This is a genomic window from Pseudomonas sp. GD03862 (assembly GCF_029840855.1).
In the GTDB taxonomy this organism is placed as follows: domain Bacteria; phylum Pseudomonadota; class Gammaproteobacteria; order Pseudomonadales; family Pseudomonadaceae; genus Aquipseudomonas; species Aquipseudomonas alloputida.
This window is the reverse complement of sequence record NZ_JAOCDI010000003.1, coordinates 63,038-87,762: the sequence shown is the minus strand read 5'-3', so window position 1 is coordinate 87,762 and position 24,725 is coordinate 63,038. Positions and strand designations below refer to the sequence as shown.

The 24,725-nt window shown below is 62.5% G+C and carries 15 protein-coding genes; 8 read left to right on the top strand and 7 right to left on the bottom strand.

Features of this window, described 5'->3' with window-relative positions; genetic code table 11:
• Window positions 1-221 precede the first annotated feature (221 nt).
• From betI to betA, 3 genes are all read left to right on the top strand, one after another.
• Window positions 222-878: a transcriptional regulator BetI gene (gene betI / locus N5D53_RS03255; protein WP_014859113.1), complete on the top strand. Its 657-nt coding sequence runs from the start codon at window positions 222-224 to the stop codon at window positions 876-878.
• 39 nt (window positions 879-917) lie between these two features.
• A complete protein-coding gene (gene betB, locus N5D53_RS03250) occupies window positions 918-2,390 on the top strand; it encodes a betaine-aldehyde dehydrogenase (RefSeq protein ID WP_003249182.1) in 1,473 nt (490 codons plus the stop codon).
• A 77-nt stretch (window positions 2,391-2,467) separates the two neighbouring features.
• Window positions 2,468-4,165, top strand: coding sequence for a choline dehydrogenase (gene betA, locus N5D53_RS03245; protein WP_014859114.1), 1,698 nt, complete (start codon window positions 2,468-2,470; stop codon window positions 4,163-4,165).
• A 42-nt stretch (window positions 4,166-4,207) separates the two neighbouring features.
• Here betA and N5D53_RS03240 read toward each other — a convergent pair whose 3' ends face one another.
• Window positions 4,208-6,358, bottom strand: coding sequence for a DUF6543 domain-containing protein (locus N5D53_RS03240; protein ID WP_266022015.1), 2,151 nt, complete (start codon window positions 6,356-6,358; stop codon window positions 4,208-4,210).
• A 173-nt stretch (window positions 6,359-6,531) separates the two neighbouring features.
• Between N5D53_RS03240 and N5D53_RS03235 the strand changes: the two genes are divergently transcribed.
• The 4 genes from N5D53_RS03235 (at window position 6,532) to trxC (ending at window position 13,827) form a co-directional block, all read left to right on the top strand.
• Entirely contained in the window at window positions 6,532-8,274 is a 1,743-nt protein-coding gene (locus tag N5D53_RS03235; protein WP_010955613.1) for a potassium/proton antiporter, read from the top strand.
• Between the two features lie 35 nt (window positions 8,275-8,309).
• Window positions 8,310-11,618: a mechanosensitive channel MscK gene (gene mscK, locus N5D53_RS03230; protein ID WP_190869867.1), complete on the top strand. Its 3,309-nt coding sequence runs from the start codon at window positions 8,310-8,312 to the stop codon at window positions 11,616-11,618.
• Window positions 11,619-11,801: 183 nt separating this feature from the next.
• A complete protein-coding gene (gene selO / locus N5D53_RS03225) occupies window positions 11,802-13,262 on the top strand; it encodes a protein adenylyltransferase SelO (RefSeq protein ID WP_104962710.1) in 1,461 nt (486 codons plus the stop codon).
• A gap of 130 nt (window positions 13,263-13,392) precedes the next feature.
• A complete protein-coding gene (gene trxC / locus N5D53_RS03220) occupies window positions 13,393-13,827 on the top strand; it encodes a thioredoxin TrxC (RefSeq protein WP_129932738.1) in 435 nt (144 codons plus the stop codon).
• Here trxC and N5D53_RS03215 read toward each other — a convergent pair.
• Window positions 13,824-14,597, bottom strand: a complete 774-nt coding sequence (locus N5D53_RS03215) for a ParA family protein (protein WP_010955617.1) — start codon at window positions 14,595-14,597, stop codon at window positions 13,824-13,826. The two genes, trxC and N5D53_RS03215, sit on opposite strands and share 4 nt — an antisense overlap.
• 76 nt (window positions 14,598-14,673) lie before the next feature.
• Complete coding sequence (locus N5D53_RS03210; RefSeq protein WP_064491022.1) at window positions 14,674-15,573, bottom strand: LysR family transcriptional regulator; 900 nt, start codon at window positions 15,571-15,573, stop codon at window positions 14,674-14,676.
• Between the two features lie 165 nt (window positions 15,574-15,738).
• Between N5D53_RS03210 and N5D53_RS03205 the strand changes: the two genes are divergently transcribed.
• Complete coding sequence (locus N5D53_RS03205) at window positions 15,739-16,926, top strand: MFS transporter (protein ID WP_223843617.1); 1,188 nt, start codon at window positions 15,739-15,741, stop codon at window positions 16,924-16,926.
• 67 nt (window positions 16,927-16,993) lie between these two features.
• Here the strand turns inward: N5D53_RS03205 and N5D53_RS03200 are convergent, their stop codons facing one another.
• The 4 genes from N5D53_RS03200 to gltB all read right to left on the bottom strand — a co-directional run bounded on the left by N5D53_RS03200 (window position 16,994) and on the right by gltB (window position 24,704).
• A complete protein-coding gene (locus N5D53_RS03200) occupies window positions 16,994-17,341 on the bottom strand; it encodes a NirD/YgiW/YdeI family stress tolerance protein (RefSeq protein WP_014859120.1) in 348 nt (115 codons plus the stop codon).
• 116 nt (window positions 17,342-17,457) lie between these two features.
• Window positions 17,458-18,522: a uroporphyrinogen decarboxylase gene (gene hemE / locus N5D53_RS03195; RefSeq protein WP_010955621.1), complete on the bottom strand. Its 1,065-nt coding sequence runs from the start codon at window positions 18,520-18,522 to the stop codon at window positions 17,458-17,460.
• A gap of 194 nt (window positions 18,523-18,716) precedes the next feature.
• Window positions 18,717-20,135, bottom strand: a complete 1,419-nt coding sequence (locus N5D53_RS03190) for an FAD-dependent oxidoreductase (protein ID WP_003249156.1) — start codon at window positions 20,133-20,135, stop codon at window positions 18,717-18,719.
• Window positions 20,136-20,258: 123 nt separating this feature from the next.
• Window positions 20,259-24,704 (bottom strand): glutamate synthase large subunit, encoded by a 4,446-nt coding sequence (gltB, locus tag N5D53_RS03185; protein ID WP_266022007.1) that lies wholly within the window; start codon window positions 24,702-24,704, stop codon window positions 20,259-20,261.
• Window positions 24,705-24,725 lie beyond the last annotated feature (21 nt).

Here is a 24,725-nt window from a genome sequence, read left to right as displayed (position 1 = left end):
ATTTCGCATCGCTCATGCCCGTCAACACCTTGTATTCCGGGGGTTACGCGATTTCCTGGGGTGTCAATCCGTGCCTTCTCGACCGCCTGAAAAACTGTCAATGGCACAAATTGTCGCAGAGCTTATTCTTTATTGATTGAACGTTCAATCAAAACAAAATAGACTGGCCTTCGCCGAGTCAGCCGCCTGTCGTCTGCTCGCAGGCCTGAGGAGATAGCAAGATGCCCAAGGTCGGTATGCAACCCATCCGGCGCCAGCAGTTGATCGAAGCCACATTGCAGGCGGTCGATCAGGTCGGACTGGGGGACGCCAGCATTGCGCTGATTGCCCGTTTGGCCGGTGTGTCGAACGGCATCATCAGTCACTACTTTCGGGACAAGAACGGCCTGATCGCAGCGACGATGGGTTACATCATGAGCATGCTCAACGAAGGCGTCAGAGCACGTCGCCAGGCCCTGAAAGACGACAGCCCGCGCGCTCACCTGAAAGTGATCATCGAGGGCAACTTCGATGCCAGCCAGGTAAACGGCCCGGCAATGAAAACCTGGTTGGCCTTCTGGGCTTCCAGCATGCACCAGCCCGATTTGCACAGGTTGCAGCGGATCAACGACCACCGCTTGTATTCCAACCTGTGCTGCCAGTTCCGCCGCGCCCTGCCGCTCTACCATGCGCGCAAGGCAGCCCGCGGCCTGGCAGCCCTGATCGACGGTTTGTGGCTGCGTGGCGCCCTGTCGGGTGATGCATTCGACACCGACCAGGCGATACGGATTGCTTACGAATACATGGAACTACAACTGGCCAAGCAGCACACCCTGGGCACAAACGACCAGGCTGCTGACAATGCGCGCAGGGCCCTTGCCAACCCGGCAGGAGCATGACGCGCAAGCCAAACCACACACTGCACTTGCGAGGACACTATGGCCCGTTTCGGAACGCAAAAACTCTACATTGATGGCGCTTACGTCGACGCTGGCAGCGATGCCACTTTCGAAGCCATCAACCCGGCCACCGGCGAAGTCCTCGCCCACGTGCAGCGTGCTACCGAGGCTGACGTCGAGAAGGCCGTGGAAAGCGCCGAGCGTGGCCAGAAAGTCTGGGCTGCGATGACTGCCATGCAGCGTTCGCGCATCCTGCGCCGCGCCGTCGACATCCTGCGCGAGCGCAACGATGAGCTGGCCATGCTGGAAACCCTGGACACCGGCAAGTCGTACTCCGAAACCCGCTACGTCGACATCGTCACCGGCGCCGACGTGCTGGAATACTACGCAGGCCTGGTACCGGCCATCGAAGGCGAGCAGATCCCGCTGCGCGAATCGTCCTTCGTCTACACCCGCCGCGAGCCGCTGGGCGTGACCGTGGGTATCGGTGCCTGGAACTACCCGATCCAGATCGCCCTGTGGAAATCTGCCCCGGCCCTGGCCGCTGGCAACGCGATGATCTTCAAACCGTCGGAAGTCACCTCGCTGACCACCCTGAAACTGGCCGAGATCTACACCGAAGCCGGCCTGCCAAACGGCGTATTCAACGTTCTGACCGGCAGCGGCCGCGAAGTCGGCACCTGGCTGACCGAGCACCCGCGCATCGAAAAAGTGTCCTTCACCGGCGGCACCACCACCGGCAAGAAAGTCATGGCCAGCGCCTCCAGCTCTTCGCTGAAGGAAGTAACCATGGAGCTGGGCGGCAAGTCGCCACTGATCATCTGTGCCGACGCCGACCTGGACAAGGCCGCTGACATCGCCATGATGGCCAACTTCTACAGCTCGGGCCAGGTGTGCACCAACGGCACCCGCGTGTTCATCCCGGCTGAAATGAAGGCGGCCTTCGAAGCCAAGATCGCCGAGCGCGTTGCCCGCATCCGCGTTGGCAACCCGGAAGACGAAAACACCAACTTCGGCCCGCTGGTCAGCTTCCAGCACATGGAAAGCGTGCTGGGCTACATCGCCAAAGGCAAGGAAGAAGGTGCCCGCGTGCTGTGCGGCGGCGAGCGTCTGACTGCCGGTGACTTCGCCAAAGGTGCCTTCGTTGCCCCGACCGTGTTCACCGACTGCACCGACGACATGACCATCGTCAAGGAAGAGATCTTCGGCCCGGTGATGAGCATCCTCACCTACGAAACCGAAGAAGAAGTGATCCGCCGTGCCAACGACACCGACTACGGCCTGGCCGCCGGCGTCTGCACCAACGACATCACCCGCGCCCACCGCATCATCCACAAGCTCGAAGCCGGTATCTGCTGGATCAACGCCTGGGGTGAATCGCCGGCCGAAATGCCGGTAGGTGGCTACAAGCAGTCGGGCGTCGGCCGTGAAAACGGCGTCAGCTCGCTGGCTCAATACACTCGCATCAAGTCGGTCCAGGTCGAGCTGGGCGGCTACAACTCGGTTTTCTGAACCCTGTCTAGCCCCGCCCGTGCCACCGCGCACGGGCGTTCCCGCTCCCCGATCACCGCCAACACGAGGGTACTTTCATGTCCCAAGAATTCGATTACATCATCGTCGGTGCCGGCTCGGCCGGTAACACCCTGGCGACCCGCCTGACCGAAGACGCCGGCGTCACCGTCTTGCTGCTGGAAGCCGGTGGCCCCGACTACCGCTTCGACTTCCGCACCCAGATGCCAGCCGCCCTGGCCTTCCCGCTGCAAGGCCGCCGCTACAACTGGGCCTACGAGACCGACCCGGAACCTTACATGGACGGCCGCCGCATGGAATGTGGCCGTGGCAAGGGCCTGGGTGGCTCGTCGCTGATCAACGGCATGTGCTACATCCGCGGCAACGCCATGGACTTCGACGGCTGGGCAGAAATGCCAGGCCTGGAAGACTGGACCTACCTGGACTGCCTGCCGTACTTCCGCAAGGCCGAAACCCGTGACATCGGCCCGAACGACTACCATGGCGGCGAAGGCCCGGTCAGCGTGACCACGCCGAAAGCCGGCAACAACCCGCTGTTCCACGCCATGGTCGAAGCCGGCGTACAGGCCGGTTACCCACGCACAGAAGACCTCAACGGTTACCAGCAGGAAGGCTTCGGTCCGATGGACCGCACCGTGACCAAGAACGGCCGCCGCTCCAGCACTGCCCGTGGTTACCTGGACCAGGCCAAGAAGCGCCCGAACCTGACCATCGTCACCCACGCCCTCACGGATCGCGTTCTGTTCGACGGCAAGCGCGCCATCGGCGTGACCTACCTGGTCGGCGACAGCGAAGAGCGCGTCGAAGCCCGCGCCCGCAAGGAAGTGATCGTCAGCTCCGGGGCCATCGCCTCGCCGCAACTGCTGCAGCGCTCCGGCGTCGGCCCGCGCGCCCTGCTGGAAAGCCTCGACATCCCGGTTGTGCACGACCTGCCGGGCGTTGGCGAAAACCTGCAGGACCACCTGGAACTGTACCTGCAGTACGCCTGCACCCAGCCGGTTTCGCTATACCCGTCGCTGCTGTGGTGGAACCAGCCGGCGATCGGTGCCGAGTGGATGTTCAATGGCACCGGTATCGGCGCCAGCAACCAGTTCGAGGCCGGGGGTTTCATCCGGACTCGTCCGGAGTTCAAGTGGCCGAACATCCAGTACCACTTCCTGCCGGTTGCGATTAACTACAACGGCTCCAATGGCGTGAAGGAACATGGCTTCCAGGCGCACATGGGCTCCATGCGCTCGCCTGCCCGTGGCCGCATCCAGGTCAAGTCGAAAGACCCACGCCAGCACCCGAGCATCCTGTTCAACTACATGTCCACCGAGCAGGACTGGCAGGAATTCCGTGACGGCATTCGTCTGACCCGTGAAATCATGGCCCAGCCGGCGCTGGACCCGTACCGTGGCCGCGAAATCAGCCCGGGCGCCGACGTGCAAACCGACGAGCAGCTGGACAAGTTCATCCGCGAGCACGCCGAAACCGCCTTCCACCCGTCCTGCTCGTGCAAGATGGGCACCGATGACATGGCAGTGGTCGATGGTGAAGGCCGCGTGCACGGCATGAAGGGCCTGCGCGTGGTCGATGCCTCGATCATGCCGCTGATCATCACCGGCAACCTCAACGCCACCACGATCATGATCGCCGAGAAGATTTCGGACAAGATCCGTGGTCGCAAGCCACTGCCGCGCAGCACCGCCAAGTACTACGTGGCGGGGGATGCACCAGTGAAAGGCAAGCCGATGCGTGAAGTGAAACAGGGCTGAGGCCTTGATCAGGGGCCGCGCAGCGGCCCCTTTCACGTTTGCTCAGGCGGGTAGCGCAAAGAATGTGCGCATCAACGAATCATCCTCCGTGCCCAGCCGCATCGCCAGTGCCTGGCGATCGAACAGCTTGCCTGTGCGCATGTCACGCACGGCCGTCCCGCCTGGCGCCTGCGCCAGTGCCTTCAGGCACACCTCGGTAAAGCGATAATTGTGCCCTTGAACGGCCGTCACCTTCTCCACTTGCAGGTAGCGCCCGGGCATCATCAAAGACTCTGCCTCATCAGGTCGCCTTGAAAAGGGCCCGATGGGCGTCGCCTGCATGTCCTCGGCCGGCTCCAGCACATAAACCAGCGCATTCTCATCAAAGGCACCCCGGCCACTGACCTGAGCCTGAGGGTCGTTGAAAACCTCCCAGAGGGCATAGGGGTTTTCCGTGAATGACGTGAAGTCGGTTGTCACCAGCACGTCACCCACTTCAATGGCACCCTCACCAACTGCCTGAAAACCCGTGCCCCGCAGGCTGGAGGCAGCCCGATACAGCCTTACCTGATTACTGACGCCAATCTGCCCAAGTGCGCGGGCAAGGTCATGGCTGCGCTGGATATTCCCGGCGCGAGTGCCCTCCAGCGGCATACCCCGCCACAGGTTGTTGTAGCGCTCCGGCGAGCTGGTGTACTCGGCAATGGCGGGCGAACCAAACCCGAGCTCATCGCGGTAGACGGGATAGGGTTCACCGAATGCATCCAGATACTCGCCATTGGGCCCCACGGCATCGAGATCAGCCCACGGAACCGCGCCCAACAGGGCTTCCTGGCGGGCCAGCGCCTGATCCGACACAGCCAGCAGGTCGTCTGCCGCCGGCGCCATGTAAAGCTCCCAATCGACCTTGGCAGCGGAGGCTTGCGCCTGACCAGTCACACGCGGGGGGACGTGGCCATCAGTGAACAGCTCGCTGGCACGCATCATGGCTATATCGAGCAGGATGAACAGGATATCCGTCAGTACTGACCACCATGCTGCCGTGCGCCAGGCCTGCTTGCCATTGATTGCCCGGTCCAGGTGCAGCGCCAGGCTTGCGGTGCCCAGACCGAGCGATGCCAATATCACCGGCCAGCCAAGCGGCGCCATCGGCGCAATTATAAAACTCGCTGCTTGCAAGCCCGACAGCCAATCGGCCTTGCGCAACTGTGCGTTGGTGGTCAGCCGTTCGTGGGCGTCGCTGGTCAGATCATCCATGACCGAATCGCGCAGACGAACGAACAGGTCCCCTTCAATGGCCTGTCCTGAAAACGTGGTGTCGCCTCGCGACTGTGCGAGCAACTTGAAGTAATTGCGTAGACGCGGGCGTAGTGACTGCGCCAGTACCCCGTCCCCGACGAACAGCCTGACCAGCCGCTCTCGCCCCACCGTCGTAGCGGCCTGGTCAGCCATCCACTCCTGAAACGCATGACGATCGTCGAACACCTGCACCACAGCCTGAACATCGGCAAGATAGAGGCACAACCTGCCAGCCTTCAGCTTGTGCAAGAACATCAGCTTGGCGCTGATACCGCCGATGACAAGAGCGTTCCATTGAGGTTGGGCATTCGCCTGCCTGGCCTGTCGCAGGCCTTGCACGGTGCTTGGCAGAGCGGCATCAGCGACCGTCACCGCCATCAGTTCCTGGCGCTCAGGTTGGCTCAGCGCAGATTGGCCCACAGCAGCAATGAAGCGGGCACGGGCCAGGACACAATAGTCTTCGCCATGCCGTGACCGGAACTTGCTCAGCGCCTCGGTGTAGCGCCCTGCAAAATCCAACTGCCAGAACGCCGTCAGTACTTGCCGAGGGTCGAGCCGCACTTCGTTGCGCTCGTCGTAAACTGCGTGGCTGGCATCCACCCGGTAGAAGCCACCATAAACACTCAACTCGTCAGCACTGGCCTGCTGCTGCGGGCTGAATCGCTGGATGACCAGTTCGGTAAGGCTCAAAGACCGCAGTGGCGGCCCACTGTGGCGCCAGCCGGTGAAGCTCGACGAACTGCTGGCCGCCGACTGGAACTCGTGCCAATAGAGCCCGTCCGGGTCCAGCCAGTACCCCAGTTGGCGGCGAAGCACGTGGCCCGCCGCCTGGCGCGCCAGATTGTGCAAATCAGGAAATTGCCCGAGCAGGCGCTGGGCCACCTGGGCGAGAGAAATGGTTTCTTTGACATTCATGTCCTTGGCTGCCTTACAGTGGGCGAACCATTACAGCTGCACGCCGCAGCGACGATGCGGTATCGCTTTACAGCCTGCGCCGGCATCAGGTTAGAATCGATTGGCACGCGACCTGCTAGCTGTTGCTGAATGCGCTACCACGCCCCTTCCCCGCTGTCTCGGAGTACCTGCCTTTGGATGCAAGCACCATCAACAGCCTGTTCCTGATCGGCGCATTGCTGGTGGGTGCAAGTATCCTGGTCAGCTCGCTGTCGTCGCGCCTGGGTATCCCTATTCTGGTCATCATCCTCGCCGTCGGCATGCTCGCCGGTGTCGATGGTGGCGGCATCATCTTCAACAATTACCCAACCGCCTACCTGGTGGGCAACCTGGCACTGGCCGTCATCCTGCTTGACGGTGGCCTGCGTACGCGGGTGGCAAGCTTCCGCGTGGCGCTGTGGCCGGCGCTGTCGCTGGCCACGGTCGGGGTGATGATCACCACCGCCCTCACCGGCCTGATCGCCGCCTGGCTGTTCAACCTGAGCTTGATCCAGGGCCTGCTGATCGGCGCCATCGTCGGCTCCACCGACGCCGCTGCAGTGTTCTCGCTGCTTGGCGGCAAAGGCCTGAACGAGCGGGTTTCCGCTACCCTCGAGATCGAGTCGGGCAGCAACGACCCGATGGCGGTATTCCTCACTGTCACCTTGATCGACATGATCGCCAGCGGCGAGACCGGCCTGCACTGGAGCCTGCTGGGCCATTTGCTGCGTGAGTTCGGTATCGGCACGCTGCTGGGCCTGGGCGGCGGCTGGCTGATGCTGCAACTGGTAAACCGTATCAATCTGGCCGGCGGCCTGTACCCCATTCTGGTAGTCGCCGGCGGCCTGGTAATGTTCTCGCTGACCAACGCCCTGCATGGTAGCGGCTTCCTCGCTGTTTACCTGTGCGGCCTGGTGCTGGGCAACAAGCCGATCCGTAGCCGCCATGGCATCCTGCACATGCTCGACGGCATGGCCTGGCTGGCCCAGATCGGTATGTTCCTGGTGCTGGGGTTGCTGGTCACGCCGCACGACCTGCTGCCTATCGCCCTGCCGGCACTGGGCCTGGCGCTGTGGATGATCCTGGTGGCGCGGCCACTGTCGGTGGTCGCGGCCCTGCTGCCGTTCAAGGCTTTCCATGGCCGCGAAAAGGGCTTCATTTCGTGGGTCGGCCTGCGCGGCGCGGTACCGATCATTCTGGCGGTGTTCCCCCTGATGGCGGGCCTGCCAGACGCCCAGCTGTTCTTCAACCTGGCCTTCTTCATCGTGCTGGTATCGTTGCTGGTGCAAGGCACCAGCCTGCCGTGGGTGGCCAAGCTGCTGAAAGTGACGGTTCCGCCAGACCCGGCGCCAATCTCCCGCTCCGCCCTTGAGGTGCACATCACCAGCGAGTGGGAAATGTTCGTCTACCGCCTGGGCGCCGAAAAGTGGTGCATCGGTGCCGCCCTGCGCGAGCTGAAAATGCCCGAAGGCACACGGATTGCCGCGCTGTTCCGTGGTGAGCAACTGCTGCACCCGTCGGGCAGCACCGTGCTGGAGGTTGGCGACATGCTCTGCGTGATCGGCCACGAACACAACCTGCCGGCCCTCGGCAAGTTGTTCAGCCAGGCGCCACAGCGTGGCCTGGATCTGCGTTTCTTCGGCGACTTCGTGCTCGAAGGCGATGCCGAACTGGGTGCGGTGGCAGCCTTGTATGGCCTGAAGCTCGATGGCCTCGACGCGAAAATGCCGTTGGCGCAGTTCATCCGACAGAAGGTCGGAGGCGCTCCAGTAGTAGGGGACCAGGTCGAATGGCATGGCACGATCTGGACCGTGGCAACCATGGACGGGAACAAGATCCAGAAAGTAGGCGTCAGATTCCCCGAAGGAACGCGACCCGGACCAGGATTGTTCCTCTAAACTTCGTTTCAGCCGGATCCACAAGTAGTCTGCCTATGTCCCTGCGCGTGTACCTTCGCACAGCCCTGCTCGGGTTGTGCCTGTCCCTTTCTTTTGCGGCTAGCGCGGCAGAAGCCCCGACCACCGCCAGTATCCAGAACAGCCTCGACAAGATCGCCGAGCGCAAGCTGCCCGAGGCAGACCAGAAGGCGCTGCAGCAGGTGCTCGAACAAACGTTGAGCCTGCTTGCTGCCAAGGAAGACAACGAAAAGAAACTGGCTGCACTCAAGCAGCAGCTGAGCAGCGCCCCCAAGGAGACTAGCGACAGCCAGAAGGAGTTGGCCAGGCTCAAGGAAACCAAGGCACAACCGGTGGCACAGCGCTACGCCAACCTCACCGTGCCACAGCTTGAACAGATGCTCAGCGAACGCAACACGCTGCAGGGCGAGCTGCAAAAGGCGTTGTCTGAAGCCAACAGCCTGATCATCAACTCGCAAACCCGCCCCGAGCGCGCCCAGGCCGAGATCAGCAGCAGCCAGACCCGCACCCAGCAGATCAACAACATCCTCAAAACCGGCAAGGACGGTGGCAAAGCCATCAATGCCGACCAGCGCAACCAGCTCAACGCCGAGTTGGCCTCGCTCAACGCGCTGACCCTGCTGCGCCGCCAGGAACTGGCCGGCAACAGCCTGCTGCAAGACCTCGGCAATGCGCGTCACGACCTGCTGGTCGAGCGCGCTGCGCGCCTGGAGCAGGAAATCCAGGACCTGCAGACGCTGATCAACGCCAAACGCCTGGCCCAGTCCCAGGAAGCCGTCACCCAGCAGTCGATCGAGGCTCAGAAGGCCGGCGGCAGCAGCCTGCTGGCCACTGAAAGCGCGATCAACCTCAAGCTTTCCGACTACCTGCTCAAGAGTACCGACCGCCTTAACGAACTGACCCAGCAGAACCTGCGCACCAAGCAGCAACTCGACAGCCTGACCCAGGCCGACCAGGCGCTTGACGAGCAGATCAACGTGCTCAAGGGAAGCCTGCTGCTGTCGAAGATTCTCTACAAGCAGAAACAGACCCTGCCGCACCTGAAGGTCGACCGCGACCTGGCCGACCAGATCGCCGACACCCGCCTGTACCAGTTCGAAGTCAACCAGCAGCGCGAGCAGATGAGCAGCCCGGTCACCTACGTCGACAAGCTGCTGGCGGCGCAACCGCAGGAAGATGTGACCCCGCAGCTGCGCAAGGCCCTGCTGGAAGTGGCCATCACCCGCAGCGACCTGTTGGAGCGGCTGAACCGCGAGCTGTCGGCGCTGCTCAACGAATCGATCACCCTGCAGCTCAATCAGAAGCAGTTGCTGGGCACCGCGCAGAGCCTGCGCACCACCCTCGACGAGCAAATGTTCTGGATCCCCAGCAACAAGCCGCTGGACTGGGACTGGCTGCAATACGTGCCGGAGCGCCTGGCCGACCAGGTCGCCAACCTGCCGTGGGGCTCCAGCCTGAAAGAGCTGGCCGATGGCCTGAGCCAGCGCCCGTTGCTGTTCCTGCCGCTGCTGTTGGTGATCGGCGCGCTGTTGTGGCGGCGCAAATACCTTTACCAACGGTTAGGCAAAGTGCACCAGGATATCGGCCACTTCCGCCGTGACAGCCAATGGCACACGCCCCAGGCAATCCTAATCAACATTCTGCTGGCGATGCCGGTCAGCCTTGGTCTGGCGCTGTGCAGCTACGCCCTGCAGATCGACGCCCGCGGGCAGAATGCCAACCTGGGCGCCGCACTCTGGCAGCTGGCCCAGGCCTGGCTGGTGTTCTACACCGCCTACCGTATCCTCGCACCCGGTGGCGTGGCGGAAGTCCACTTCCGCTGGCACAAACCACAGGTCGAGTTCCTGCGCGGCTGGGTTCGCCGCCTGGGCACCGTGGTGCTGGCACTGGTCGGCGTGGTGGCGGTGGCCGAGCACCAGCCTTCGGCATTGGCAGACGACGTATTGGGCATCGGCGTGGTGCTGACCTGCTATGCGTTGATGGCCTGGCTGCTCAGCCGCCTGCTGCTCAGCAGCCCGGCGCACCGTGACACCTCGCTGTTCCGCAGGGCGGTGGGAGTAGCATTCACCGCCCTGCCCATCGCCCTGTTCGTCGCCGTGTGCTTCGGCTACTACTACACCGCACTGAAGCTTACCGACCGACTCATCTACACCCTGTACCTGCTGCTGTTCTGGCTGGTGATCGAGGCTGCCTTCGTGCGCGGCCTGTCGGTGGCTGCACGACGCCTGGCCTACCAGCGTGCGTTGACCAAACGTGCGGCAGCCAAGGAAGGGCTGGATGGCGAAGTCATCACCGAAGAGCCAACGCTGGATATCGAACAGGTCAACCAGCAGTCGCTGCGCCTGATCCGCCTGGCCCTGCTCGGCGGCTTCATCGCCGGCCTGTACTGGGTATGGGCCGACCTGATCTCGGTGTTCGCCTACCTCAACAATTTCGTCCTCTACGAATACACCAGCGGCACCGGCGCCGCCGCCAGCATGGTACCGATCAGCCTCGGCGACCTGCTCGGCGCGCTGGTGATCGTCGGCATCACTTTCGCCCTGGCCGGCAACTTGCCAGGTTTGCTGGAAGTACTGGTGCTGTCTCGCCTGAACCTGGCCCAGGGCAGTGCCTACGCCACCACCACGCTGTTGTCGTACACCATCGTCGGCATCGGCATCGTCAGCACCCTGTCGACCCTGGGGGTGAGCTGGGACAAGCTGCAATGGCTGGTGGCTGCGCTGTCAGTAGGGCTGGGCTTCGGCATGCAGGAAATCTTCGCCAACTTCATCTCCGGCATCATGATCCTGTTCGAGCGCCCGGTACGGATTGGCGACACCATCACCATCGGCAACCTGTCGGGCACGGTAAGCAAGATCCGCATCCGTGCCACCACCATCACCGACTTCGACCGCAAGGACATCATCGTCCCCAACAAGACCTTCATCACTGGCCAACTGATCAACTGGTCGCTGACCGATACGGTCACCCGGGTGACGCTGAAGCTGGGCATCGACTATGGCTCAGACCTCGACCTGGTGCGCGACCTGCTGCTCAAGGGCGCGCATGAGAACCCACGTGTGCTCAAGGATCCGGAACCGATCGTGTACTTCCTCAACTTCGGCGAGAGCTCGCTGGACCACGAACTGCGCATGCACGTGCGCGACCTGGGCGACCGCAACCCGACGCTGGACGAGATCAACCGCTACATCAACCGCGAGTTCAAGGCCCACAACATCAAGATCTCGGTACGCCAGGTAGAGGTGTTCCTGATGGATGCGAAGGGCAGCAAGCAGCAATTGATTCCGATGGAGCAGCCGAAACCGGATGGCACTGCTTCGGCCTGAATAGGCTCGAATACTTTATTGTGTGCAAAATGGCTGCGAGGGCTTCGCCCTCGTTCGCGGGTGAACCCGCTCCTACACAGGGACTGCACTGCTTTCAGGCGCTGCATGTTCTTTGTAGGGGCGGGTTCACCCGCGAAGGGCCGCCAAGCGGCCCCATTGGCACCGATTCCAAGGAGCAGTCCCGTGAAAGCCCTCGACCAACTCACCTTCGACAACCGCTTCGCCCGCCTGGGCGATGCGTTCTCCACCCAGGTGCTGCCTGAACCCATCGCAGACCCGCGCCTGGTGGTAGCGAGCGAGTCGGCCATGGCCTTGCTCGACCTCGACCCCGCCCAGGCCGAGCTGCCGGTGTTCGCCGAGCTGTTCAGCGGCCACAAACTGTGGGAAGAGGCCGACCCTCGGGCGATGGTTTATTCCGGCCACCAGTTCGGCTCGTACAACCCGCGTCTGGGCGACGGCCGTGGCCTGCTGCTGGCCGAAGTGCTCAACGACGCAGGCGAACACTGGGACCTGCACCTCAAGGGCGCCGGCCAGACACCCTACTCCCGCATGGGTGACGGCCGCGCCGTACTGCGCTCGTCGATTCGCGAGTTTCTCGCCTCCGAAGCCCTGCACGCCCTGGGTATCGCGACCAGCCGGGCACTGTGCGTAATCGGTTCCAGCACCCCGGTGTGGCGCGAAACCCGTGAAAGCGCGGCCATGCTGACGCGTCTGGCGCAGAGCCATGTGCGTTTCGGCCATTTCGAGTACTTCTACTACACCAAGCAGCCCGAGCAGCAGCGCGTGTTGATCGACCACGTGCTGGAACAGCACTATCCCGAATGCCGTGACGCCGAGCAGCCTTACCTGGCCATGTTCCGCACCATCGTCGAGCGCAATGCCGAACTGATCGCCCGCTGGCAGGCGTATGGCTTCTGCCACGGCGTGATGAACACCGACAACATGTCGATCCTCGGCATCACCTTCGATTTCGGCCCCTACGCGTTCCTGGATGACTTCGACGCCAACTTCATCTGCAACCACTCCGACGACCGTGGCCGCTACAGCTACGCCAACCAGGTGCCCATCGCCCACTGGAACCTCAGCGCGCTGGCCCAGGCACTGACCACCGTGATCGAAGTTGAGCCACTGAAGGAAGCGTTGGGCCTGTTCCTGCCGCTGTACCAGGCCCATTACCTGGACCTGATGCGCCGGCGCCTGGGGCTGACCACCGCCGAAGATGATGATATGGCGCTGGTCGAGCGCCTGCTGCAGTGCATGCAACGCGGTGGCGTGGACTACAGCCTGTTCTTCCGCAAGCTGGGTGAGCAGCCGGTGGCCGAGGCGCTGAAGGTGGCGCGCGATGACTTTATCGACCTCGCCGGTTTCGATGCCTGGGGCGCAGACTACCTGGCCCGCTGTGGGCGTGAGCCCGGCAATGCCGAAGGCCGCCGTGAGCGGATGCATGCGGTGAACCCGCTGTACGTGCTGCGCAACTACCTGGCGCAGAAAGCCATCGAAGCGGCCGAGGCGGGGGACTACAGTGAAGTTCGACGGCTGCACCAAGTCCTGGCCAGGCCTTTCGAGGAACAGCCCGGGATGCAAGCCTACGCCGAGCGACCGCCGGAGTGGGGCAAGCACCTGGAAATCAGCTGCTCTTCCTGATTAGCGCCGAATCCTGTGGGAGCAGGCGTGCCCGCGAAGCAGGCAACGTGATGGATTGCACCGGCTTCGCCGGTGTTCGCGGGCACGCCCGCCCCCACAAGGAAACCGTGAACCCAACACCGGAGATGAAATGACCGACCCACTGGTAATCCCCTGCCCCCACTGCAACGGCCTCAACCGCCTGCCCGCCGAGCGCCTGGGCGATGCGCCGAAATGCGGTCGCTGCAAACAGGACGTGCTGCTGAGCACCCCTTTCGAGCTCACCGAAGCCAGCTACGCCAGCCAGATCAAAGGCGACCTGCCGCTGCTGGTCGACATCTGGGCCGACTGGTGCGGCCCGTGCAAGTCATTCGCCCCCACCTTCGAAGAGGCCGCCCGGAAGCTTGCTGGCCGCTGCCGCCTGGCCAAGCTCGACAGCGAAGCCAACCGTAACCTCGCAGGGCAACTGGGCATACGCTCGATCCCCAGCCTGCTGCTGTTCAAGAACGGCCGCGAAATCAGCCGCCAGGCCGGGGCGTTTCCACTCCAGTCGCTGCTGGAGTGGCTGCGTAGCCAAGGGGTTTAAGCGTTTTCTTCAAGCAGCGAATGCAACTCGACAAACTGCTGAGTCAGCTTGTGCCGCGGCTCCAGGTGAATCAGCGGCAGGCTGGCGTGGTGCGATTCGCGCATTTTCACCGAGCTGCCCAAGTACACCGGCAGCACCGGCAACCCTTCGGCCAGCAGTTCGTCGAGCATCTGCTGCGGCAGGCTGGCACGTGACTGGAACTGGTTGACCACGATGCCTTCGACCACCAGGTCTTCGTTGTGGTCTTCCTTGAGGTCTTCGATCTCGGCCAGCAGGCCATACAGGGCCTGGCGCGAAAAGCTGTCGCAGTCGAAGGGGATCAGCACGCGATCGGCAGCGATCAGCGCAGAAACCGCATAGAAATTAAGCGCCGGCGGGGTATCGATGTAGATACGCTCGTAATCCTCGTCCAGCTCGTCGAGCAACTTGCGCAGCTTGTTGATCTTGTGTTTTGCCTCCAGCTTTGGCTGCAGGTCGGCCAGCTCGGCAGTGGCGGTGACCACATGCAGGTTGTCGAACGGGGTTTCGTAGATATCGACCTTGTTCTTCTTGCTGAACGGCCCGCTGGAAAGGCTTTGCTTGAAGAAATCGGCGATGCCCATGGGGATGTCCTCGCCGGTCAGGCCGGTGAGGTATTGGGTCGAGTTCGCCTGGGCATCCAGGTCGATCAACAAGGTCCGGTAGCCTTCATTGGCACTGACCGCCGCCAGGTTGCAGGCAATGCTCGACTTGCCCACGCCACCTTTCTGATTGAACACCACGCGCCGCATGTTTGACCTCCGTGTATCAACGAATGCCCGAGTATGTGGCGGCAGTGGGGCAATGACCAGTGCCATTTGACCGGCATCACGCCTGACCGACCACCTGCCCTGTCAACAACTCGGCAAATGCCTTGGCCATCACCGAATGACCACGCTCGCGCTGCACCAGCCACACCGCCGTCATCGCCTCTTCATCGAGCAAGGTGCGGTACACCACCCCTTCTATGCGCATGCGCTGGAACGACGCCGGCAACACCGACACCCCCAGCCCCGCCGAGACCAGGCCGATGATGGTCATCGCTTCCCCTGCCTCTTGCGCAAAATGGGGGCTGAAACCCGCATGCCGGGCCATGCTCAGCAATTGTGCATACAAACCGCTGCCATAGCTGCGCGGGAAGAACACGAAGGGCTCAGGGGCCAACGCCGCCATGTAGACGCCTTGCTCAGTGCCCTCGGCCAGCGGATGCGAGGCATTGATCACCGCCACCAACGGTTCTCGGAACAACTCGGTGGCCACCAACCCCTCCGGCAGCGGCATCGGCCGCATCAACCCCACCTCGATGGACTCGTCGAATACCCCTTCGGCAACGTCACGGCTGCTCATTTCCTTGAGGTTCAGGTGCACCGCCGGAAAGCGCTGACGGAAGGCGTGAATGGCCTTGGGGATTTTCGAGGTGAACGGGGCCGAGGAAGTGAAACCGATTTTCATCTCGCCCAGCTCGCCCAACTGCGCACGCCGGGCGACATCCGCGGCCTTCTCCACCTGCGCCAATACCTGGCGCGCTTCCTCGAGGAACAATCGACCGGCCTCGCTCAGTTCGACACGACGGTTGGTCCGGTCGAACAACCGGGCCCCCAACTCCTGCTCCAGGGCCTGGATCTGCTGACTCAAGGGCGGCTGGGAAATACCCAGCTGCTGGGCGGCGCGGCCAAAGTGCAGCTCTTCGGCCACAGCAATGAAGTAACGCAGATGACGCAGTTCCATGATCCGCTCCAAACAAGTCGCCAAACATCTCAAATAGGTCGAACAATATATTGGATCTAATCGTTAGCCAGCTATATGCTTTTTTCATTGCGCCAGAGGTACCCGCCCGTGAAAACTGCAGTAGCCCCCCTCCTCCTTGAGCCAAAACCTGCCATCCTGACCGAAATGTGGATCGAAAAAGGCACACCCGCCTTCATGAAAACCGTGCTGGCCTTGTTCAGCGGCGGTTTCGCCACCTTCGCCTTGCTGTACTGCGTACAGCCGATGATGCCTCTGCTGTCCAGGGAGTTTGCCATCAACGCGGCACAGAGCAGCCTGGTGCTGTCGGTGTCCACCGCCATGCTGGCGTTCGGCCTGCTGATCACCGGCCCCATTTCTGACCGCATCGGGCGCAAGCCCGTGATGGTATTCGCGCTGGTCTGCGCCGCCCTGTCCACCTTGGCCAGCGCAGTGATGCCCAGCTGGGAGCTGGTACTGGCCACCCGCGCATTAGTCGGCCTGTCGCTGAGCGGCCTGGCGGCAGTGGCGATGACCTACCTGAGCGAAGAGATCCACCCGCAACACATTGGCCTGGCCATGGGCCTGTACATCGGCGGCAACGCGATTGGCGGCATGAGCGGGCGGCTCATCACGGGCGTATTGATCGACTTCGTCAGCTGGCACACGGCGATGCTGACCATTGGCGGCCTGGCCCTGGTGGCCGCGCTGGTGTTCTGGAAGGTGCTGCCGGAGTCACGCAATTTCCGCGCACAGACGATGAACCCACGCAGCCTGCTGGACGGCTTTGTCATGCACTTCAAGGACGCCGGCCTGCCTTGGCTGTTCCTTGAAGCCTTCCTGCTGATGGGCGCCTTCGTCACATTGTTCAACTACATCGGCTACCGCCTGCTGGCCGAGCCCTACCACATGAATCAGGCGCTGGTCGGCTTGCTGTCGGTGGTTTACCTGTCGGGTATCTACAGTTCGGCACAGGTCGGCGCCCTGGCGGACAAACTGGGCCGGCGCAAGGTGTTCTGGGCCAGTATCGTGGTAATGGCGGTTGGCTTGCTGATGACGCTGGCCAGTCCACTGGTGATGGTGATCGTGGGCATGCTGGTGTTCACCTTCGGCTTCTTTGGTGCGCACTCGGTGGCCAGCAGCTGGATCGGCCGCCGGGCGCTGAAGGCCAAGGGGCAGGCGTCGTCGCTGTACCTGTTCTGCTACTACGCCGGCTCCAGCGTGGCCGGTACGGCGGGCGGGGTGTTCTGGCACCAGTGGGGCTGGAACGGGATCGGGCTGTTCATTGGCAGCTTGCTGGCGGTGGCATTGCTGGTGGCGTTGCACCTGAGCAAGTTGCCACCCAAAACGGTGTGATGCATTCGTGGTCACGCCCGCACCCACAACCTGTGGGAGCGGGCGTCACCACGAGGAGGCCATCAGATCAGTTGATGATCTCGACAATATCCACATCCACTTCCCGGCTCATCAGGTGCTTTTCAACCTCACCGGTCAGCTTCACCTTGGTCTTGTCGTTGAACGGCGTCGGCGGCAGGTCCTCGTCGTCGATCTCGACAGTGATGGTGCCGGTGTTGTCCTTGAACTCGTACTTGTCGTCGTTGTTGATCTTCTTGGTCACGAAGCCCTGCAGCACAACCGGGGTGTCATCGGCGGCGTCGTTGGCGGCGGCAACCGTAGTTACCGACTGGGCGCCAGGGCCGGTGTAGCCAGCGGCAAATGCGCCAGTGCTGAACAAGGGGGCGAGGATGAGGGCGAGATAACGGATTTTCATGAGGATCGGGTCCTGTTTCGGTTTCGATGGGACCAGATTAGCGACGATCGCTGAATTCAAACTTAACGTACAAAAAACCCGGCATCGAAGCCGGGTTTACTGTGCAGTGCATCAAGTCACTGGTGGTACTGCGCCGACAGTTCGTGCACGGCGTTGATGAATGCACCCGCATGTTCCGGGTCAACTTCCGGCGTGATGCCGTGGCCAAGGTTGAACACATGGCCAGTGCCGTGGCCATAGCTGGCCAGGATGCGCGCCACTTCCTTGCGAATGGCCTCGGGCTTGGCGTACAGCACGGTCGGGTCCATGTTGCCTTGCAGCGCCACCTTGTCACCCACGCGGCGACGGGCGTCGCCGATCTCGCAGGTCCAGTCCAGGCCCAGCGCGTCGGCACCAGCTTCAGCAATGCTTTCCAGCCACAAGCCGCCATTCTTGGTGAACAGGATCACCGGCACCTTGCGCCCCTCGTGCTCGCGGATCAGGCCGCTGACGATCTTGCGCATGTAGGCCAGTGAGAACTCCTGGTAGGCCGCCGCCGACAGGTTGCCGCCCCAGGTGTCGAAGATCTGTACGGCCTGGGCGCCGGCCAGGATCTGGCCGTTAAGGTAGCTGGTGACCGACTGGGCCAGCTTGTCCAGCAGCAGGTGCAGGGCTTGCGGGTTGTCGTAGGCCATGGCCTTGGTCTTGCGGAAGTCCTTCGACGAGCCGCCTTCGACCATGTAGGTGGCCAGGGTCCACGGGCTGCCGGAGAAGCCGATCAACGGCACACGGCCATTGAGCTCACGGCGAATGGTGCTGACCGCATCCATCACGTAGCCGAGGTCTTTCTGTGGGTCCGGGACTGGCAGCGCTTCGATGTCAGCGGGGGTGCTGATGACCTTCTTGAAACGCGGGCCTTCGCCGGTTTCGAAGTACAGGCCCAGGCCCATGGCATCGGGAATGGTAAGGATGTCCGAGAACAGGATCGCTGCGTCCAGCGGGTAGCGGTCCAGCGGCTGCAGGGTGACCTCGCAGGCGAACTGCGGGTTCATGCACAGGCTCATGAAGTCACCGGCCTTGGCGCGGCTGGCGCGGTACTCCGGCAGGTAGCGGCCGGCCTGGCGCATCATCCACACCGGGGTGACGTCTACGGGTTGCTTGAGCAGTGCACGCAGGAAACGATCGTTCTTCAGGGCAGTCATGTCGGCATCCGGAAAAATAGTGCGGGCATTTTCTCAGACACCAGCGCAAAAGGCACGGCCATGGCCATGTGTTTTGTCTATTGGATGCCACAGATCAAGCGTTTTTGTATACAAAAGCTTCGCGGGCATGCCTGCCCCCACGGGTTCTGCGCTTAACCCTGCGGGAGCGGGCATGCCCGCGAACAGGTCGAACCTCAGACTTCGAGGTAGTCCAGGATACCCTCGGCAGCCGTACGCCCTTCGAAGATCGCAGTCACCACCAGGTCCGAACCACGCACCATGTCGCCACCGGCAAACACTTTCGGGTTGCTGGTCTGGTGCTTGAACTTGCCCTTCTCCGGGGCAACCACACGGCCCTGGCTGTCCAGCTGAATGCCATGCTGTTCAAACCAAGGTGCCGGGCTCGGGCGGAAGCCGAAGGCGATTACCACGGCGTCTGCCGGCAGGATCTCTTCGGAGCCCGGGATTGGCTCAGGGCTGCGGCGGCCACGGGCATCAGGCTCGCCCAGGCGGGTCTCGACCACTTTGACGCCTTCGACCTTGTCCTCGCCCACGATGGCAATGGGCTGACGGTTGTAGAGGAACTTCACGCCCTCTTCCTTGGCGTTCTTCACCTCTTTGCGCGAACCCGGCATGTTGGCTTCGTCACGACGATAAGCACAGGTCACTGCCTTGGCACCCTGACGGATCGAGGTACGGTTGCAGTCCATCGCGGTGTCACCACCGCCCAGCACCACCACTTTCTTGCCCTGCATGTCGACAAAGTCTTCCGGCGACTTCTCGAAGCCCAGGTTGCGGTTGACGTTGGCGATCAGGAAGTCCAGTGCGTCATGCACGCCCGGCAGGTCCTCGCCGGGGAAGCCGCCCTTCATGTAGGTGTAGGTACCCATGCCCATGAACACCGCGTCGTACTCGGCGAGCAGCTGTTCCATGGTCACGTCCTTGCCCACCTCGGTGTTCAGGCGGAACTCGATGCCCATGCCGGTGAACACTTCACGGCGGTTGCTGAGCACGGTCTTTTCCAGCTTGAACTCGGGGATACCGAAGGTCAGCAGGCCACCGATCTCAGGGTTTTTGTCGAACACCACCGGGGTTACCCCGGCGCGCACCAGCACGTCGGCGCAGCCCAGGCCAGCCGGGCCGGCGCCGATGATGGCGACGCGCTTGCCGGTGGGCTTGACCTTGGACATGTCCGGGCGCCAGCCCATGGCGAAGGCGGTATCGGTGATGTACTTCTCCACCGAGCCGATGGTCACCGCGCCGAAACCGTCGTTCAGGGTGCAGGCACCCTCGCACAGGCGGTCTTGCGGGCAAACACGGCCGCATACTTCCGGCAGGGTGTTGGTCTGGTGCGACAGTTCCGCCGCGGCCAGGATGTTGCCTTCGGAGACCAGCTTCAACCAGTTGGGGATGAAGTTGTGTACCGGGCACTTCCACTCGCAATACGGGTTACCGCAGCCTAGGCAGCGGTGCGCCTGCTCCACGGACTGCTGCGGCTTGAACGGTTCGTAGATTTCCACGAACTCCTTCTTGCGCTGGCGCAGCAGCTTTTTTTTCGGGTCCTTTCGGCCCACTTCGATGAACTGGAAGTCGTTGTTCAGACGTTCAGCCATTTTTCAAAACCTCTTTACAGCAGCTGCAAGCTACACGCTGCAAGCCGCAAGACGATCACTTAAGCCGGGCAAACCTCTCACTGCCATTACGTGCAGCTTGAGGCTTGCCACTTGCAGCTGTTTTTACTGCGGGTTGGCACGGGTGCTGGACAACAGCTGCTTCAGGTTGGCTGCCTTCGGCTTGACCAGCCAGAAGCGCCGCACGTAGTCGTCCAGGTTCTCCGAGAGCTCACGCCCCCACTCGCTGCCGGTCTCATCCACATACTCGGCAAGGACACGCGCCAGGTGGCTACGGTAGGCCTCCATCGCTTCGCCACTGATACGCTGGATTTCCACCAGCTCGTGGTTGAGCTTGTCGACGAAGCTATTGTCCATGTCGAGCACGTAGGCAAAGCCGCCAGTCATGCCAGAACCGAAGTTGTAACCGGTCTTGCCCAGAACGCAGACAAAGCCGCCGGTCATGTATTCACAGCAGTGATCGCCAGTGCCCTCGACAACAGCATGGGCGCCGGAGTTACGTACAGCGAAGCGCTCGCCCGCAGTACCTGCGGCAAACAACTTGCCGCCAGTGGCACCGTACAGGCAGGTGTTGCCGACGATGGCGCTGTGCTGGGTTTCGAACGGGCTGCCGGCTGGCGGCACGATGGTGACCTTGCCACCGGTCATGCCTTTGCCGACGTAATCGTTGGCGTCGCCTTCCAGGTGCAGGTTCAGGCCACCAGCGCTCCACACGCCAAAGCTCTGGCCCGCAGTGCCCTTGAAGCGGAAGGTGATCGGCGCCGCGGCCATGCCCTGGTTGCCGTGCAGACGGGCGATTTCGCCCGACACACGCGCACCAATGGAGCGGTCGCAGTTGCAGATGTCGAGGCTGAACTCGCCACCCGCCTGGTCGCGGATGGCCGGCATGGCCATATCAACCATCTTCTCGGCCAACTCGCCCAGGTCGAACGGCGGGTTCTTGTCGACTTCGCAGAACTGCGGTTTGTCCGCAGGAATGTGCGAGCTGCCCAGCAGCGGCGACAGGTCCAGGTATTGCTGGCGTTCGGTGTCACCTGGCAGCACTTCGAGCAGGTCGGTACGGCCGATCAGCTCGCCAAGGCTGCGCACGCCCAGCTTGGCCAACCACTCGCGGGTTTCTTCGGCGACAAAGGTGAAGAAGTTGATCACCATGTCGACGGTGCCGATGTAGTGGTCCTTGCGCAGCTTGTCGTTCTGGGTGGCCACGCCGGTGGCGCAGTTGTTCAGGTGGCAGATGCGCAGGTACTTGCAGCCCAGGGCAATCATTGGCGCGGTACCAAAGCCGAAGCTTTCGGCGCCGAGGATGGCCGCCTTGATCACGTCCAGGCCGGTTTTCAGGCCGCCGTCGGTCTGCACCCGTACCTTGCCACGCAGGTCATTGCCGCGCAGGGTCTGGTGGGTTTCCGCAAGGCCAAGCTCCCAAGGGGCGCCGGCGTATTTGATCGAGGTCAGCGGCGAAGCACCGGTACCACCGTCGTAACCAGAGATGGTGATCAGGTCGGCATAGGCCTTGGCCACACCTGCGGCGATGGTGCCCACGCCCGCTTCGGCTACCAGCTTGACCGATACCAGCGCCTGCGGGTTGACCTGCTTGAGGTCGTAGATCAGCTGGGCCAGATCTTCGATCGAGTAAATGTCATGGTGTGGCGGTGGCGAGATCAGGGTCACGCCCGGTACCGCATAACGCAGCTTGGCGATCAGGCCGTTGACCTTTCCGCCCGGCAACTGGCCGCCCTCACCCGGCTTGGCGCCCTGGGCAACCTTGATCTGCAGCACTTCGGCGTTGACCAGATACTCCGGGGTCACACCAAAACGGCCGGTGGCCACCTGCTTGATCTTCGAGCTCTTGATGGTGCCATAGCGCGACGGGTCTTCGCCGCCTTCACCCGAGTTGGAGCGTGCGCCCAGGCGGTTCATGGCCTCGGCCAGCGCTTCGTGGGCTTCCGGCGACAGTGCACCCAGCGAGATACCCGCCGAGTCGAATCGCTTGAGAATCGCCTCCAGCGGCTCGATCTGCTCCAGCGCCAGCGGCTGGTCGGCCACTTTCACCTTGAGCAAGTCACGAATCATCGACACCGGGCGCTGGTCCACCAGCGTGGTGTATTCCTTGAACTTGGCGTAGTCGCCCTGCTGCACAGCCGCTTGCAGGGTGTTGACCACGTCCGGGTTGTAGGCGTGGTATTCGCCACCGTGGACGAACTTCAGCAGGCCACCTTGCTGGATCGGCTTGCGCGCGCTCCAGGCTTCGGCCGCCAGCAGCTTCTGGTCGTTTTCCAGGTCTTCGAAGCGCGCACCCTTGATGCGGCTGGACACGCCCTTGAAGCTCAGGCCGACCACTTCCTCGGCCAGGCCGATGGCTTCGAACAGCTGTGCACCGCGGTACGAGGCGATGGTGGAGATACCCATCTTGGACAGGATCTTCAGCAGGCCCTTGGAGATACCTTTGCGGTAGTACTTGAACACTTCGTCCAGGTCGCCCAGCACTTCGCCGGTACGGATCAGGTCAGCCAGTACTTCATACGCCAGGTACGGGTAAACGGCCGAGGCACCGAAGCCCAGCAGCACGGCGAAGTGATGCGGATCACGGGCGGTAGCGGTTTCCACCAGGATGTTGCTGTCGCAACGCAGGCCCTGTTCGGTCAGGCGGTGGTGCACTGCACCAACGGCCAGCGAAGCGTGCACCGGCAGCTTGCCCGGGGCGATATAACGGTCGCTCAGCACCAGCTGGGTCTTGCCCCCACGCACAGCTTCTTCGGCCTGGTCGGCAATGTTGCGGATGGCCGCTTCCAGGCCGACGCCCTGCTCATAGTTGAGGTCGATCAGCTGGCGGTCGAAGCCTTCGCGCTCCAGGTTCATCAGCGAACGCCACTTGGCGGGCGAGATGACCGGCGAGCTGAGGATGACCCGCGAAGCGTGCTCCGGGGACTCCTGGAAGATGTTGCGCTCGGCACCCAGGCAGATTTCCAGCGACATCACAATCGCTTCGCGCAGCGGGTCGATCGGCGGGTTGGTTACCTGAGCGAACTGCTGGCGGAAGAAGTCATACGGCGAGCGCACGCGCTGCGACAGCACGGCCATCGGCGTGTCGTCACCCATCGAGCCAACGGCTTCCTGGCCCTGCTCACCCAACGGGCGCAGTACCTGGTCACGCTCTTCGAAGGTGACCTGGAACATCTTCATGTATTGCTTGAGCTGGTCAGCGTCGTAGCTGGCCACACCCTGGTCGTCGGTCAGCGTCGCCTGGATGCGGGTGGCGTGCTGACGCAGCCAGCGCTTGTACGGGTGGCGCGACTTCAGGCGGTTGTCGATGGCGTCGGTGTCGAGGATCTGGCCGGTTTCGGTGTCCACGGCAAGGATCTGGCCCGGGCCGACACGGCCCTTGGCCAGCACTTCCTCAGGCTGATAGCCCCATACGCCGATTTCCGAGGCGATGGTGATGTAACCATTGGTGGTGGTCACCCAGCGCGCCGGGCGCAGACCGTTACGGTCGAGCAGGCACACCGCGTGGCGGCCTTCGGTCATGACGATACCGGCCGGGCCATCCCACGGCTCCATGTGCATGGAGTTGTATTCGTAGAAGGCGCGCAGGTCGGCGTCCATGGTCTCGACGTTCTGCCACGCTGGCGGTACCAGCATGCGCACGCCGCGGAACAGGTCGATGCCACCGGTGACCATCAGTTCCAGCATGTTGTCCATGCTGGACGAGTCGGAACCGACGCGGTTGACCAGCGGGCCGAGCTCTTCGAGGTCCGGGATCTGGTCATTGGCGAACTTGGTGCGACGAGCCACGGCCCAGTTGCGGTTGCCGGTGATGGTGTTGATCTCGCCGTTGTGGGCGAGGAAGCGGAACGGCTGCGCCAGCGGCCATTTCGGCAGGGTGTTGGTGGAGAAGCGCTGGTGGAACACGCAGATCGCGGTTTGCAGGCGCTCGTCACCCAGGTCTGGATAAAACGCCGCGAGATCGCGCGGCATCATCAGGCCTTTGTAGATGATGGTCTTGTGCGAGAAGCTACAGATGTAGTGGTCGGCGTCGTGGGCGTTGGCCACCGACGAACGACGACGGGCACTGAACAGCTTGATGGCGAATTCCTGGTCGCTCAGGCCTTCACCGCCAATGAACACCTGCTCGATCTGCGGCAGGCGCTCCAGGGCCAGGCGGCCGAGGACGCTGGTGTCGATCGGCACCTTGCGCCAGCCGACCAGTTTCAGGCCAGCGGCGAGGATCTCGCGGTCCATGTTGGCGCGGGCAGCTTCGGCTTTGACCGGGTCCTGGTTGAAGAACACCATGCCGACGGCGTACTGCTTGGGCAGCTCGACAGCGAAGTGCTCCTGGGCCATGGCACGCAGGAATTGATCGGGCTTCTGCATGAGCAGACCGCAACCGTCACCGGTCTTGCCGTCGGCATTGATGCCGCCGCGGTGGGTCATGCATGTCAGCGCCTGCATGGCAGTTTGCAGAAGGTGGTGGCTCGGCTCACCCGTCATATGGGCGATCAGGCCAAAACCACAGTTGTCCTTGAATTCTTCGGGATGGTACAGACCTGTTTTCATAGACACATTCTCACCAGGTTC

Bases quoted from the DNA above. Each gene is read 5' to 3' on its own strand.
- betI (WP_014859113.1), top strand. From the start codon at position 222: ATGCCCAAGGTCGGTATGCAACCCATCCGGCGCCAGCAGTTGATCGAA.
- betB (WP_003249182.1), top strand. From the start codon at position 918: ATGGCCCGTTTCGGAACGCAAAAACTCTACATTGATGGCGCTTACGTC.
- betA (WP_014859114.1), top strand. From the start codon at position 2,468: ATGTCCCAAGAATTCGATTACATCATCGTCGGTGCCGGCTCGGCCGGT.
- N5D53_RS03240 (WP_266022015.1), bottom strand. From the start codon at position 6,358: ATGAATGTCAAAGAAACCATTTCTCTCGCCCAGGTGGCCCAGCGCCTG.
- mscK (WP_190869867.1), top strand. From the start codon at position 8,310: ATGTCCCTGCGCGTGTACCTTCGCACAGCCCTGCTCGGGTTGTGCCTG.
- trxC (WP_129932738.1), top strand. From the start codon at position 13,393: ATGACCGACCCACTGGTAATCCCCTGCCCCCACTGCAACGGCCTCAAC.
- N5D53_RS03215 (WP_010955617.1), bottom strand. From the start codon at position 14,597: ATGCGGCGCGTGGTGTTCAATCAGAAAGGTGGCGTGGGCAAGTCGAGC.
- N5D53_RS03210 (WP_064491022.1), bottom strand. From the start codon at position 15,573: ATGGAACTGCGTCATCTGCGTTACTTCATTGCTGTGGCCGAAGAGCTG.
- N5D53_RS03205 (WP_223843617.1), top strand. From the start codon at position 15,739: ATGTGGATCGAAAAAGGCACACCCGCCTTCATGAAAACCGTGCTGGCC.
- N5D53_RS03200 (WP_014859120.1), bottom strand. From the start codon at position 17,341: ATGAAAATCCGTTATCTCGCCCTCATCCTCGCCCCCTTGTTCAGCACT.
- hemE (WP_010955621.1), bottom strand. From the start codon at position 18,522: ATGACTGCCCTGAAGAACGATCGTTTCCTGCGTGCACTGCTCAAGCAA.
- N5D53_RS03190 (WP_003249156.1), bottom strand. From the start codon at position 20,135: ATGGCTGAACGTCTGAACAACGACTTCCAGTTCATCGAAGTGGGCCGA.
- gltB (WP_266022007.1), bottom strand. From the start codon at position 24,704: ATGAAAACAGGTCTGTACCATCCCGAAGAATTCAAGGACAACTGTGGT.